The organism is Myxococcus sp. CA039A, assembly GCF_013336645.1.
Taxonomy (GTDB): Bacteria; Myxococcota; Myxococcia; order Myxococcales; family Myxococcaceae; genus Myxococcus; species Myxococcus llanfairpwllgwyngyllgogerychwyrndrobwllllantysiliogogogochensis.
Window position 1 is genome coordinate 1 of record NZ_JABUMQ010000327.1, and the last position, 12,672, is coordinate 12,672.

General features: G+C 69.9%; 10 protein-coding genes and 1 pseudogene. 7 read left to right on the forward strand and 4 right to left on the reverse strand.

Translation table 11 applies throughout. The features are described from left to right. From HR086_RS38035 to HR086_RS38050, 4 genes and pseudogenes are all read left to right on the forward strand, one after another. Positions 1-389 (forward strand): annotated as a pseudogene (locus HR086_RS38035) (hypothetical protein); the annotation flags it as partial. Positions 390-513: 124 nt separating this feature from the next. Further along, the gene (locus tag HR086_RS38040; RefSeq protein ID WP_141648393.1) at positions 514-1,521 is read left to right on the forward strand and encodes a thiamine pyrophosphate-dependent dehydrogenase E1 component subunit alpha; all 1,008 of its coding nucleotides are present in this window, start codon (positions 514-516) and stop codon (positions 1,519-1,521) included. Positions 1,522-1,524: 3 nt separating this feature from the next. Next, positions 1,525-2,583 (forward strand): alpha-ketoacid dehydrogenase subunit beta, encoded by a 1,059-nt coding sequence (locus HR086_RS38045; RefSeq protein WP_174455711.1) that lies wholly within the window; start codon positions 1,525-1,527, stop codon positions 2,581-2,583. A gap of 197 nt (positions 2,584-2,780) precedes the next feature. After that, complete coding sequence (locus HR086_RS38050; RefSeq protein WP_246137774.1) at positions 2,781-3,182, forward strand: GNAT family N-acetyltransferase; 402 nt, start codon at positions 2,781-2,783, stop codon at positions 3,180-3,182. Between the two features lie 29 nt (positions 3,183-3,211). Here HR086_RS38050 and HR086_RS38055 read toward each other — a convergent pair whose 3' ends face one another. Further along, positions 3,212-3,583, reverse strand: coding sequence for a TIGR02266 family protein (locus tag HR086_RS38055; RefSeq protein WP_141648396.1), 372 nt, complete (start codon positions 3,581-3,583; stop codon positions 3,212-3,214). A 194-nt stretch (positions 3,584-3,777) separates the two neighbouring features. On the opposite strand from HR086_RS38055, the gene HR086_RS38060 reads away from it, so the two are divergent. Together HR086_RS38060 and HR086_RS38065 are read left to right on the forward strand one after the other, a co-directional pair. After that, positions 3,778-4,644 carry a hypothetical protein gene (locus tag HR086_RS38060; protein ID WP_141648397.1) on the forward strand — a complete coding sequence of 289 codons (867 nt, stop codon included), beginning with the start codon at positions 3,778-3,780 and terminating at the stop codon, positions 4,642-4,644. Between the two features lie 213 nt (positions 4,645-4,857). Then, positions 4,858-6,129, forward strand: coding sequence for a GDSL-type esterase/lipase family protein (locus HR086_RS38065; protein ID WP_174468079.1), 1,272 nt, complete (start codon positions 4,858-4,860; stop codon positions 6,127-6,129). Between the two features lie 22 nt (positions 6,130-6,151). Here the strand turns inward: HR086_RS38065 and HR086_RS38070 are convergent, their stop codons facing one another. The 3 genes from HR086_RS38070 to HR086_RS38080 all read right to left on the reverse strand — a co-directional run bounded on the left by HR086_RS38070 (position 6,152) and on the right by HR086_RS38080 (position 10,095). Next, on the reverse strand, positions 6,152-6,859 hold the full coding sequence (locus tag HR086_RS38070) for a hypothetical protein (RefSeq protein WP_141648399.1): 708 nt from the start codon (positions 6,857-6,859) through the stop codon (positions 6,152-6,154). 22 nt (positions 6,860-6,881) lie between these two features. Then, positions 6,882-9,554, reverse strand: a complete 2,673-nt coding sequence (locus HR086_RS38075) for a phosphoenolpyruvate carboxylase (RefSeq protein ID WP_174468080.1) — start codon at positions 9,552-9,554, stop codon at positions 6,882-6,884. A gap of 73 nt (positions 9,555-9,627) precedes the next feature. Next, the gene (locus tag HR086_RS38080; RefSeq protein WP_174455715.1) at positions 9,628-10,095 is read right to left on the reverse strand and encodes a hypothetical protein; all 468 of its coding nucleotides are present in this window, start codon (positions 10,093-10,095) and stop codon (positions 9,628-9,630) included. A 266-nt stretch (positions 10,096-10,361) separates the two neighbouring features. Here HR086_RS38080 and HR086_RS38085 point away from each other — a divergent pair. Further along, positions 10,362-12,672: glycosyltransferase family 39 protein (locus HR086_RS38085; RefSeq protein WP_174468081.1), on the forward strand; the 2,311-nt coding region annotated here is incomplete at its 3' end.

Genomic DNA, 12,672 nt, shown 5'->3' on the forward strand with positions numbered 1-12,672 from the left:
CCGCCAACGAAATGGCCACCACCGCGGAAGCCCCCGTCCTCGCCCGACGTCCCGATCTGGAGGACACCGGGCCGGAGGCCCCTCATGACCCGGCCGCGGTGGGACAGCTGCTTTTGGACAGCGGCCTCGCGACCCTGGCGGTGAAGCCCCTCCAGGAGGCCTTCTCCCGGACGCCCTCATCCCACACGGGACATGCCCTGGTCCTCGCGCTGCTGGAGGCCGGACGCACACCGGAGCTGACCGCGCTGCTCTCGGGGCCTCGGGCCGCGAACCTGTCCGACGAGACGCTGGAGACCATCTCCGTGCGAGCCGGCGCCGACGGGGAGCTAACGGACCGCGTCACGGCCCTGCGACGGGCCGCCACTCCTAAGTTGGATGAGCAAGGCTGATTGCCGCGCCGCGCCACCGGGCGCCCTTTGACCAGGGGGCCGACAGGAGGCCATCTGCACGCTTGAGAAAAGGGGGCGCATCCGGGTTATAGGGGCGTCCCCTCCAGCCAGAGGAAGCCCGCGCGTGTCTCGACCCAGACTCATCAAAGAATCGTCCGCGCCGCTCCCGCTCGACAGGGAGCTGCTGGTTCGTATCCACGACCTCATGGTCAAAACGCGCGTCCTCGAGGAGCGCCTCATCCAGATGTACAAGCAGGGCCACGGCTACTTCTGGATTGGCGGTCCCGGTGAGGAGGCGTTCAACGTCCCGCTCGGCCTGCTGATGAAGAAGGGCCAGGGCCCCGAGTACGACTACCTCCACGCCCACTACCGCCAGTCCGGCACGCTGCTCGCCCTGGGCGAGGAGCCCATCGGCGCGCTGCGGCAGATGAAGAACACGGCGTCGGACCCGTACTCCGGCGGCCGCAACTTCGCGGGCCACTTCTCCCTGCGCAAGTACAACGTGGCCCCCGTCAGCTCGCCCATCGAGGTCCAGTACTCCATCGCACCGGGTACGGCCATGATGCAGAAGCGCGTGGGCGGTGACGCCATCACCATCGTCACCGGCGGCGACGCCGGCACGGCCGAGGGCGATTTCGCCACCTGCCTCATCTGGAGCAGCCGCCCCGCCAACCCGCTGCCGGTGCTCATCATCGTCACCAACAACAAGTGGGGCATCTCCACCTCGGCGGAGGGCCAGCACGGCGAAACGCGAGTGAGCGAGCGCGGCAAGGCGTTCAACATCCGCTCCAAGACCATCAACGGCAATGACCCGGTGGAGGCGTACACGGAGCTGAAGGAGGCGATGGAGTACGTGCGCACCGAGCGCAAGCCGTTCCTCCTGGAGGCCAACGTGTCGCGCCTGTACGGCCACTCGTCCGCGTCCGGCGCCAACTACGTGTCCGAGGAGATCGACTGCCTCAAGCAGTTCGAGACCCGGCTGGAGGCCGACGGCGTCCTGACGCGCCAGCAGATGGACGAGCTGCGCAACCGCTACACCGAGGACATGGCCGCCGCCGCCCGCATCGCCCGGGACGAGCCGCTGCCAGCCCCGGAGACCATCTGGAAGCACATCTTCGCGGAGGACAAGTAACCCATGGCCAACATGGCACAGGCCATTCGCATGGCCCTCCACTACGCCGAGGAGAACCTCGGCGTGACGGACATCTTCGGAGAGGACGTCGGCGCTCCGCTCGGCGGCGTCTTCACCTGCACGCAGGGTTTGAAGACGGCGTGGAACTCGCCCCTGGACGAGCGCGGCATCATCGGCGCGGCCATGGGAATCTCGCTGGGTGGCGGTCGGCCCGTCGCGGAGATCCAGTTCTGCGACTACGTCTACAACACCATCGACCTGCTCAAGCTGGCGGGCAACACCTGCTGGGCGAGCAACGGCGACTGGAACCTGCCCATGGTGGTGCGCACCCCGGTGGGCAGCGGCATCCGCGGGTCCATCTACCACTCGCACTCGTTCGACGCGACGATGACGCACATCCCCGGCTGGAAGGTGGTCATGCCCTCCACGCCGCTGGATGCGTACGGGCTGCTCATCTCCGCGTGCAAGGAACAGAACCCCGTCATGTTCCTGGAGCCCAAGGCGCTGTTGCGCGTGAAGGGCGACGAGCGCATCCCCGGCGAGCCGGACGACGACCGCGCGCTGTCGAAGATGATCGACGCGCCCCTGGGTGACCGCTCGCAGTGGAAGCCCCAGTGGCCCGCGGAGCTGGAGGCGTTCGCCATTCCCATTGGAAAGGGCAAGCTCCTGCGCGAGGGCACGCAGCTGACCGTCGTCAGCTACGGCCGCACCCTGCCCCTGTGCGCGCGCGCCGCGGCGACGCTCGCCGACGAGGGCATCAGCGTGGAGGTCATCGACCTGCGCTCGCTGTGGCCCTACGACTGGGAGATGATCAAGACCTCCGTCCAGAAGACGGGCCGCGTCCTGTTCGTCAACGAGGACACCGAGGTGACGAACTTCGGTGAGCACCTCTTGCGCCGCACGGTGGAGGAGCTCTTCTACTCGCTGCTCGCTCCGCCCCGCCTCGTGGCCGGCAAGTTCGTCCCCGGCATCGGCCTGGCCGACACGCTGGAGATGGCCTCCGTGCCCCAGCAGAACGACATCACCGACGCCCTGCGCTCCCTTGCTGGCGAGCAGCCGTAAGCGTCGCACCCACAAGTACGCCGTGGTTCCCGCACCACGGAAAGTTCCGGGCCGCCGTTCCTCTTTGGAGGAGCGGCGGCCCTTTCGTTAGACTCCCAACTGCCTTGTCACAGCCAATCGTCCGGACCGTCACCCCCGCGGGAACAGATGCCCCCGCCTTTCGCATTCGCCGCGCCCGTCGGGGCGACGCGGAGGCAATGGCCTTGCTGCTTCGCGAGCTGGGCTATCCCCAGGGCACGGACCAGCAGACCGTGCACTGGGTGGTGAGCCATCCGGAGATTGAAATCTTCGTCGCGGGCGACCCCCAGGACAAACCCGTGGGCATGCTGTCGTTCTCGCACCGGCCGCAGCTGCGGCTGCGCGGACGCGTGGCCACCATCGACGAGCTGGTGGTGACGGAGACCTGGCGGCGTCGGGGCGTGGGCCGCGCGCTCATCAAGCAGATCCTGGAGCGCTGCAAGGTGCTCAGCGCCCGTCAGCTCCAGCTCGTCTCGCCCATGGCCATCACCCCGGAGGCGCGCAACTTCTATACGGCGTGCGGCTTCTCCGAAATCGATGCGGGCGTGTTCCGCCATGTGGAGACAGAGGGCCGCCACTAGGGCCGGCTCCATCGTGTCTCCACCGGACGTCAGCGCTTCTTGAAGCTCTCCACCACCCGGTGGAGCCGCGCGCGGTCCTCGTCGCTCACGTCCGTGAAGCGCACGCCAATGGCCTCCTCCTCATCGCGCACCCACGCGATGATGCCATTGAGGTGGAACTCCTCGCCCGCGATGTCCATGGACAGCCGCACCTGCGAACCTACGTCGTAGGCCTTGCGCGTGCGCAGGCACAGGCCGCCCGCCGACACGTTGATGGAGAACACGCGCAGCGCTCGCGCGGCGTCCTCCGTGTGCTCGAAACGAACCGCGAACTTCGCCGCCACGCGCTCATCGGTGCGACGGTTCGCGTACGCGGAAGGATCTCCTGGTGCCATCTCTGCTTCCGCCACCTTGCTAGTCATGTGCACCCGCTACCCCCTGGCCACTGCTGGCGACCCGCTGCCATCCCAACCTCAGGGATTCTGACGCGCCGAGCCACCCCTTGGGCATCGGTCATCCGGCAAGTGTCCGCTGCTTTCCAGGCACGATTCAAGTGGGCCCCCACGAATGAACTCCATCAGGTAAGTCCCCGCTGACTTCGATTCGGGAGCGTGGGATGCGCGCGTGGCTCGCGGTGTTGACGGGGACCCTCTTCCTGGCGCTCTTGGCGCCTGGATGTGATGACGATGACAACAAGCCCGCGCCCAACGGTGAAGACTCCGGGGTGCCGGGGGACCCGGATGGCGGCGGGCATCCGGGAGACGGCGGGCCGAGCCCTGACTTCGCATGCAACGTCGCAAGGCAGGAAGGCTGTGGAACGGGCCAAAGCTGCCACTTCGCGGACCTGGGGAGCGGCAAGACGGGCAGCCGGTGCTTCGCGGCGGCATGCGACGTCGTCCAGCAGAACTGTGCGCAGGGTCAGCGCTGCACATACGTGAGCGCGGGCGCGACGACGGAGCGGCGGTGCGTGGAGGCGGGTGCGAGCGCGGAGGGCGCGCGGTGCACGCTGGCGCCCACGGATGGCGGCGTCGAATACGACACGTGCGCCGCGGGCCTGTTCTGCAAGGACGAGCGGCAGGACGACGGCGGCACGGGCTTCTTCTGTCGCCGGCTGTGCCACGCGACGACGCAGTGCGGGGATGCGGGCGAGTGCAACACGGTGCTGCGGCTCGCGGGCACGTCGGAGCTGCCGCTGCTGTGCGGGCCGCGCTCGCAGGCGTGCGACCCCTTCGCCCAGGGCTGCACCGCGCCGCTGAGCTGCTATCCGGCCTCGTCGGGCCCCGTCTGTGCGGGCAGCGGCACGCGCGGCACGGGCGAGACGTGCGACTTCAGCAACCAGTGCGCGCCGGGCAGCGCGTGTGTGAATACGGGGCGTGGGCTCAACTGCCGGCCGCTGTGCCGGCCCTCGGGCACTCCCGCCTGTACCGCCGGGACGTGTCGTCCACTGAATGACAATCCCGGTGTGGGCGCATGCATCCCCTGAAGCGGAGTGCCCACGCGGGGTAACTCCGTTGCCCTGAGTGGACGCCGCGAGGCCACGCAAGGGCGGCGAATGCGCACGCGAGGGACACTCGCGGCTCCGTCTCGCCCGGAGACCAGGGAGGCGTGCGCCGCGCGCCTCGGGCCTTGCGCGTGTGTCGGGTGGTCGTCGCGGGAATGAGCGGTGAGCATCGTGCGTCCTCGGGAGGGAGCGACGATGCGAATGTGGCGGACGTGGCTCGGAGTCCTGGCGTGTGTGGGCGGTGCGCAATGGGCGTGCACTCCCAGCAACGCGGAAGACCCCGTGTGGGAAGAGCCCTCTCAGGAGCAGAATGAAACCTCGAATGCGCCGGATGCGTCCGTGGAGGTGGCACCGCCGCTGGTGCTGAACGACGAGGGGCAGGTGCGAACCGCGCCCCCGCCCGCGCAGCCGACACCGCCGGCCGTGAGCTTCCAGCCCGGCTTCCATCAGGCCCTGCGCTGGTCCTACTCCGTGAGCAGCGTCACCACGTTCCGCATGCGGGTGCCGGTGGCGCGGGCCGGAGAGCGAATCCAGGTGACGTTCCGCGCGGGTGACGGAGCGCTCACGCTCCAGCGCGCCACCGTGGCGCGGGCCGGCGCGGACGGCTCGCTGGTGTCCACGCCCGTGGCCCTGAGCTTCGAGGGCAAGCCGGGCTTCACCGCGGGCGCTCGCGCCCTGGTGAGGTCGGACCCGCTCACCTTTCCGGTGACGTTCCGCGACGACCTGGCCATCACCTTCGAGGTTCGCGGCGCGCTGGCGGCCAGCGCCATCAACGCGTTTCCCGGCAGCTTCGCGCGGGTCGGCACGCACTCCCAGGCGTCGGAGGCGCTCGGTGGCGAGGCCTTCGAGCGCTCCGTGGGCGTGGCGACGGTGGACGTGGAGGGCCCCACGGGCCGGGCCTTCCTGGCGATGGGCGACAGCATCACCGAGGGCTACGTCGACCTGCGCAACGACACGCGCAACGCGTGGCCCGCGCTCGTGGAGTCGCAGCTGGGCGTGCCCGTGGTCAACGCGGGAGTCAGCGGCCAGGGTTTCTACGACGCGCTGATGCTGCTCGACGACGAGGTGCTCGCGGTGAAGGGCATCACCGACTGCCTGGTGCTCCTGGGCACCAATGACCTGGGCGACGAGGGCGCGGAGGAGCAGATGGAGACGCGGATGCTCCTGCTGGTGCAGCGGCTGGAGCCCTTCTGCCACGTCTGGGTGAGCACGCTGCTGCCGAAGGAGAAGACGAACTACGGCGCCTATGAGTACGTGAAGTCGCAGCGGCTCAGCTTCAACGCGTGGCTGCGCGCCGGAGGCACGGGCGCAGAGGTCATCGACCTGGAGTCGGTGATGAGGCGCACGGGCAACGTGCACCTCTACCTGGAAGGGCTGGGCGTGGACGGCATCCACCCGAGCACCGATGGCCACCGGGTGATGGCGACCGAGGTGGTGCGCACCCTGCGCGAGCGCGGCCAGTTGTAGCCGCGCGCGTCGCGGCGGCGGCTCAGCGAGGACCGAGCACGCCGTGCAGGACGAGCAGCTCCGCCAGCCCTGGCGGCAGCAGGAGCCAGTCGTTCTCCGCGGGCACCCAGCGCACCGGCGCGCCCGCGGCCTCCAGCTGTGCATTCACGCGCAGCAGCAAGGGCGCGAAGGTCTTCGCGGGCGCATCCCAGTCACCCTCGCCGACCTCGACCTCGACGGCGCCCGGGTCCACGACGAAGGCGTTGCGCCCTTGCAGCGGCTTCACGGCGAAGCCCGGGAGGTAGGGCTGCATGGCCGCCTCCAGTCGCTCCAGCAGCGCGCCGTCCTTGAACGGATGCGACAGCTCGAAGTCGAAGAACGTCGGGAGCTGGGACAACAGCTCCTGGCGCAACGGGTCCTCTCGGCTGTCGCGCCAGTGATGCTCCGCGAGTTCCATGGCCGTGGCAGGCACCTTCAGCTCCCACGGCTCCAGCTTCGCGAGCAGCTCGCCCATGCGCTCCACCAGCTCGTAGGGAGGCTCCGCGCGCGACACCCAGGCCACGTCGGCCACGGCCTGGCCCCGGCGCAGCCCCGTCACCCGGTCTCCCTTGCGAAGCTGGAAGGGCGGCGCGCCGGACTCCGGCTCCGGATAGAGCGGCGCGTTGAAGAGCCCCTCGCCCGAGTCCGGACGCAGCCGCGCGAAGCCGTGCTTCGGGTTGACGTCCTCCACCGTGAATGTGTCCCTGGCCATCCGACGCCTCCTCCCGGAAAGACTAACCCGTGTTGCGCATGCCGGCCGCGATACCGTTGAGCGAGAGCAACAGGGGTCTGTCGCAGTCACACGCGCTCTCGCGCTTGCGGCGCATCAACTCCACCTGGAGGAAGGACATCGGGTCCACGTACGGGTTGCGCAGGGAGATGGCGCGCTGGAGCTGGGGGTTGTGGTCCAAGAGCCGGGCCTCCCCCGTCAGCCGCTTCACCTGCCGACGCGTGCGCCGATGCTCCTGTTGAATCAGCCGCCACAGCGGGCGCGTGGACGCGGGAGCGAGCGCCGCGTACCGGCCCGCGATGGCCATGTCCGACTTGGCCAGCACCATGGTGACGTTGTCGATGACGGCCTTGAAGAAGGGCCACTGGCGGTACATGCGCTTGAGCAGCGCGGGTCCACCGGGCTCCTTCGCGAACGCCTCCAGCGCGGAGCCCACGCCGTACCAGCCGGGGATGATGGCCCGGTTCTGCGTCCAGGCGAACACCCACGGAATCGCGCGCAGCGTCTCCAGTCCTCCCGCCTTGCGCTTGCTGGGGCGCGAGCCGATGGGCAACGCGGAGATCTCCTCCACCGGCGTCGCGGCGGTGAAGAGCTCCAGGAACCGGGGGTCGTCCCACACCAGGGCGCGGTACGCCTCGCGGCCCGTCTCGGCCAGCGTGTCGAACGCGGCGCGAAACTCCTTCTCGTCTTCCGGCGACGGGCGCGGCTGCGCATCCAGCAGGTGCGGCAACACCCCTCCGACGATGAGCTCCAGCGTGCGGCGTGCGAGCTCCGGGCGCGCGTACTTGTGGTCCAGCGCCTCGCCCTGCTCCGTGGCCTTGTAGCCCCCCGCCACCGCGCCAGGAGGCAGCGCGAGGATGGCCTCCTGCGCCGGGCCACCACCGCGAGCCACCGACTCACCTCGTCCATGGAACAGCCGCAGCGGGACCGCCGCCTCGCGCGCCGCCTCGGTGAGCGCCACCTGCGCGCGGTAGAGCGCGGCGCTGGCGGCCAGCAACCCCACCTCCTTGCCCGAGTCGCTGTAGCCGACCATGACCTCTTGCGCGCCCCGCGCGTCGACGTGCTTGCGGTATTCGGGATGCGCGAAGAGCGTGCGCAGCACGTCCGGTCCGGAGTCCAGCGCGCCCAGTTGCTCGAACAGGGGCACCACGTCCACGGTGGCGCAGCCCCGCCGCGCGTCCCACAGGCCCGCATGCTTGATGCAGCGGAAGGCCGCGAGCACGTCCTCGGCGGTGCTGGCCATGCTGAGGATGAGCGTGCGGCAGGCGGGCTCTCCCGCCTCGGCCTGGGCCTCGCGCAGCTTCTCCAGCACCGCGAGCAGGCGCTTTCCACCCTCCGACGGCGCGGGCCCACCTGGCTCCAGCGAGGCCGCCGCGCTCACCGCGTCCTCGGCCGGAACACGGGCCTCCAGTTCGGCCAGGGACAGGCCCAGCGCGCACACCCGCTCGCGCATGCGTCGCACCTGTCGGAGCCCCGCGTTGCCGGCCTTCGCCTCCACCAGTGAGCGCGCCAGCAGGTCCAAATCGGAGAGCAGAGACTCCGGCGTCCGGTACGCGCTCTCGGGCATCGGCCCCGCGTCGCCGGTGCGCTGGGCCAGCACGTGGCGCAGCGCCTGATGCAGCCGCTCCTCCATGAAACGCAGCTTGCGACGCCAGGGCTCGCCCACGGTACGAGGCCCCAGGCGCTGCTCGGCCTCGGGAAGCTGCGCCGCATCGCGCTCCAGCGAGGCGAGCAGCTCCTGTGACGGCTTCGCGTGTCGGTCCGACTGGGAGAGCATCCCTCCCAGGCGCTCCAGGCCCTGCATCAAGAGACGCAGCCCGCGAGCCCGGTGCGCGCGCAACGTGTCGCCGAAGACCTCGGGCGTGACGAGCGGGTTGCCATCCATGTCCCCGCCCACCCACGAGTGGACGCGCACCGGAGTGTCCACCTGCCCGAGCGGCTCGCCGTACGCGCGCTCGAAGGCCCACTCCAGCACCTCGGGCAGCTCCGAGAGCTGCTCGGCGAGCACCTCCTCCACGTACCAGAGGATGTTCTTCACCTCGTCGCCCACGGTGGGCCGCTCGCGGCGCAGCTCGTCCGTCTGCCACAGCGTGGTGATCTCCTCGCGGAGCGACTCCACGTTGTCGGCGCTCTCGCGCGGGGTCAGCTCGCAGCGGTCCCGCTCCTCCAGCAGCCCCGCCATCCGGTAGAGCTTCTCCAGCAACGTGCGGCGCACGGCCTGCGTGGGATGCGCGGTGAGCGTCAGCGTCACCTTCATCTGTCGGAGCGCTTCGCGCACGCGTGAGGCGGAAATGCCCGCGTCCTTGAGAGACAGCAGCGTCGCCTCCAGCGAGCCTCGCTGGGGACTGGGGGACTCGGCGCCAGCATGGGCGCGGGCGCGGCGGATGCGGTGGTGCTGCTCGGCCAGATTCACGAGCTGGAAGTAGACCGAGAAGGCGCGAAGCACGGGCTCGGCCTGTTCCAGGGGCAGACGTTTCAGGATGTCCGCCAGCTCGGCCGCGGAGGCACGTCGCCCCGGCACCGGGCCACGCCGCCGCTGGATGGCCAGCCGGCGCACCTCTTCCTCCAGGTCGAACAGCTCCTGCCCTTCCTGTTCGACGAGCACTTCTCCCAACAGTCGCCCCAGCAGGCGGACATCACGACGGAGCGGCTGATCCACGGCGCGCATACGAGCCATATGTCGTGGACCGTAACCGCTTCCGCCAGGGTTCGCGCGGGCAATGTCCGGGGGCCCCCACTTCTCGTCCGACTCAGAACCCGAGGTACTCGAGCTCGTCATCCGTCAGCTGATGCAACGGCTGCCGGCTCTTGACCTCTCCCGTCCTGGGGTCGTTGTACAGCTCCGACTCGGGGAGGTTCCGCAGGACCAGCTCCAGCTTGCGGATTTGACCTCGCTCCGAGTCGATCATCTCCCGCTCACGGATGATGTTGGCGATGACCCCAGCGGGCACGACGGTGTCACGGGGAGAGCCGCCTTGAGCCTGGTAGGAGACGAAATCAGACTCTTTGTTCTGGTACTGGATGACCAGGGTGGCCAGACGCTCGGGGTCGATCTGGTACTCGTCGCGAATTCGCTGCAGCCGGCCTTCGCGCTCTGCGATGCGCTTCTCAAGCTCCTCGACCTTCTTCCGCATTGCCCCGCGAAGGTCGGGGGTCGTCTTGGTGTTGTAGCGAACGGACTCGAACAGCTCCGCAGGACGCTCGATGCGATAGCCCATGGTCCAGCTCCTCGTTTGATTCGTCGTATTGGGATGGCGATGGCCGCGCTGAAGGCAACCTGAACCGACCCGCTGGGGGGGTCGGCCAGCGAGCCACCGCGCCGACGGCTCGGCCAGCAACGAGCTGACCAGGCTCCGTGCCAAAGGGGGGCTCTGATGCGGTCCGGCCATGAGCAGGAGCGGCGCCCCTTCACACCACCTCTCGCCCCCCACCCGACCAGGCGAGCGCCGACGATTCCAGCAGGCACATCCGGTATGGTCCCCCCGTGAGCTTGAGCCGCCCCTTCCCCCGTGGGCTCCTACCCCTCGTCCTGCTGGTGCTGTGCGTCGCGCACGTCGCGCTGGGGCTGGTGCTGCTCCCCGGGAGCATGTTCGCCAAGTACCCCGACAGTGCTCGCCTGCTGATGACGGACCGGATGCTCCCCGAGCAGGGCGCGGACTTCAGCCCGCTCTACCTGCTCCTCAACGTCGCGCTGTCCCCCACTGCGCTGCGGTGGGTCCAGAGCCTCGCGGGCGCCCTCGGACTCATCGCCGTCTATGTGCTCGGCGCCCGACTGCTGTCGCGAGCCGTGGGCCTGCTCGCCGCCGCGCTCGTCGCGGTGACGACGCCGGTGCTGCTTTATGAGGCCACCCTGGAGCCGGACCTCCTGGTGATGGTGCTCAACCTGGGCGCGCTCGCGCTGCTCGCCCACGCGAGGCCTGGCTTCCGGACACGTTGGCTGGTGGGCACGGGCGTCCTGCTCGGACTCTCCGCGGCGACGCGCCCCACGGGGCTCGCCATCCTCGTCCTCGCCACGGGCTGGGTGCTATGGGAGACCCGGCACGCGGCGCGACGCACCGGCCTCAAGGTGGCCGGAGTGCTGCTCGTCACGGGGCTGTTCTCCTCCTGGCTGCCCGCGCAGGTCATCCGCGCGACGGTGGGCTCGCATCTCGGCGCGACCATGAGCGCGGGCGCGGTGCTGCACATGGGCAACCGGCCCGAGGGCACCGGCCTGGGCGCCCAGCCCCCCACGCTCATCAAGCAGTACGAGGCCCAGCTCCGCTCTCCCGAGCGGCCTGACCACGCCCACAGCCTCTACCGCCAGTTCGCTCGCGCGGAGGCAGGTGAAGACCTCTCCCCCACTCGCACCGAGTTGTACTGGATGCGCAAGACGCTGAACTTCGCGCTGGAGGAACCGGGCACCTTCCTGGGCCTCTTCGGTCGCAAGCTGGCGTTCTTCCTCTTCGGCCCGGAGGGACACGACCTGGTCGAAGTGCGCCGGGCCGAGGCGGGACTCGCGGGCCTGCCGCTCCTGAATGCCCAGGTCCTCGGGCTGCTGGGACTCGCGGGGCTGGGCGTGATGTTCGCGCGGCGACGGCCCATCGGTCTCGTCGTGCTGTACCTCGCGGCGAGCACCGCGCTGGCCGTGGGCTTCTACGTGGTGAGTCGTTATCGGGTGGCCGCCCTACCCGCGTGGGCACTGCTCGCGAGCGCCCTCGCCGTCGCGATGTTCGAATCGCGACGTCAGCCTCGCGTGTTGAGCGCCAGCGTGGCGGCCTTGGCGCTGTGCCTGGCGCTGCCGTCATTCTTTCCCTTCGTCCGTGACGTGGACCGGATGTTGGAACGCACCGAGGCGGTCGGCAGCCCGGGCACCGCGCTGAACGAGGCCCTGCGCGCGGGCCACTATGACGAAGCAACGCGGGCCTTCGAACAGCTCCAGGCAGCGCATCCGTTCACCGCGCTCAGCCGAGCCTTGCGCGGTGTCCCCTTCGAGTCACCCGCCGTCGCCGAGCGTTCCGGAGCGCTGTCCGTGGAGAAGCTCGGGCTCGATACGCCCATGGACCTCTACTTCGCCTCGGAGCTGGCGCGGCGAGCGGGCCACTGTGAGCAGGCGCTCGACGCGGCGAGGGCGGCACAGGCCGCGGGCTATCGGGGCGCTCTCTATGACACGTCGCTGGATCCGGCCCTCGTCGTGGCGGACTGCCTGCTCACACAGGGCGACCGCGCGGGGGCACTCAAGGCAGCGGCGGCGTCCCTGGAGCAGCGAGGCGGAACGCTGGATGCGCTGGCCTTCGCGGTCGTGGGAGCCGAGGTATTGCCCGAGGCAGCGGGCGAGCAACGCGCGCGCTGGGAGGCAAGGCTCTTCGCGATGCACGACCTGTTGAGCGCACGACATGCGCGAGGACTGGCGCGCGTGCGGTGGGGTTTGTATGCGGGCGCGCTGGAGGATGCGGACGCGGTGCTCGCCGCCGTTCCCGACCTCGCCGTCACCCACCATCTGCGGGCCGTGGCACTCACGGGCCTGGGCCGATACGCCGACGCGCTGCGAGCCTATGCGCGGGCGCTGCAGGCCCTGCCGGGCTTCAACTTCGCGACCGCACCCCTGGAGAAAGCCGTGGCGGCGGGACTCGCGGCGGCCCCCAAGGCGCCAGCCATGCTGAACGTGGCCGCCGAGCATCACCTCCGCGCGGGACGCCTGGAGCTGGCACGCGAGCTGGCGACACGCGCGAGTACCCTCGCCCCGAATGACGAGGGCCTCGCGTGGCTCGCCAAGGAGCTGGCCGAGGCGCGCTCCTCCGAAGTCCCCATCCCGCCCC

Excerpts from the sequence above, each read along its gene's own strand:
- HR086_RS38060 (WP_141648397.1), top strand. The coding sequence starts at position 3,778 with ATGCGCGCGTGGCTCGCGGTGTTGACGGGGACCCTCTTCCTGGCGCTC.
- HR086_RS38050 (WP_246137774.1), top strand. The coding sequence starts at position 2,781 with ATGGCCTTGCTGCTTCGCGAGCTGGGCTATCCCCAGGGCACGGACCAG.
- HR086_RS38080 (WP_174455715.1), bottom strand. The coding sequence starts at position 10,095 with ATGGGCTATCGCATCGAGCGTCCTGCGGAGCTGTTCGAGTCCGTTCGC.
- HR086_RS38045 (WP_174455711.1), top strand. The coding sequence starts at position 1,525 with ATGGCCAACATGGCACAGGCCATTCGCATGGCCCTCCACTACGCCGAG.
- HR086_RS38070 (WP_141648399.1), bottom strand. The coding sequence starts at position 6,859 with ATGGCCAGGGACACATTCACGGTGGAGGACGTCAACCCGAAGCACGGC.
- HR086_RS38055 (WP_141648396.1), bottom strand. The coding sequence starts at position 3,583 with ATGACTAGCAAGGTGGCGGAAGCAGAGATGGCACCAGGAGATCCTTCC.
- HR086_RS38075 (WP_174468080.1), bottom strand. The coding sequence starts at position 9,554 with ATGGCTCGTATGCGCGCCGTGGATCAGCCGCTCCGTCGTGATGTCCGC.
- HR086_RS38065 (WP_174468079.1), top strand. The coding sequence starts at position 4,858 with ATGCGAATGTGGCGGACGTGGCTCGGAGTCCTGGCGTGTGTGGGCGGT.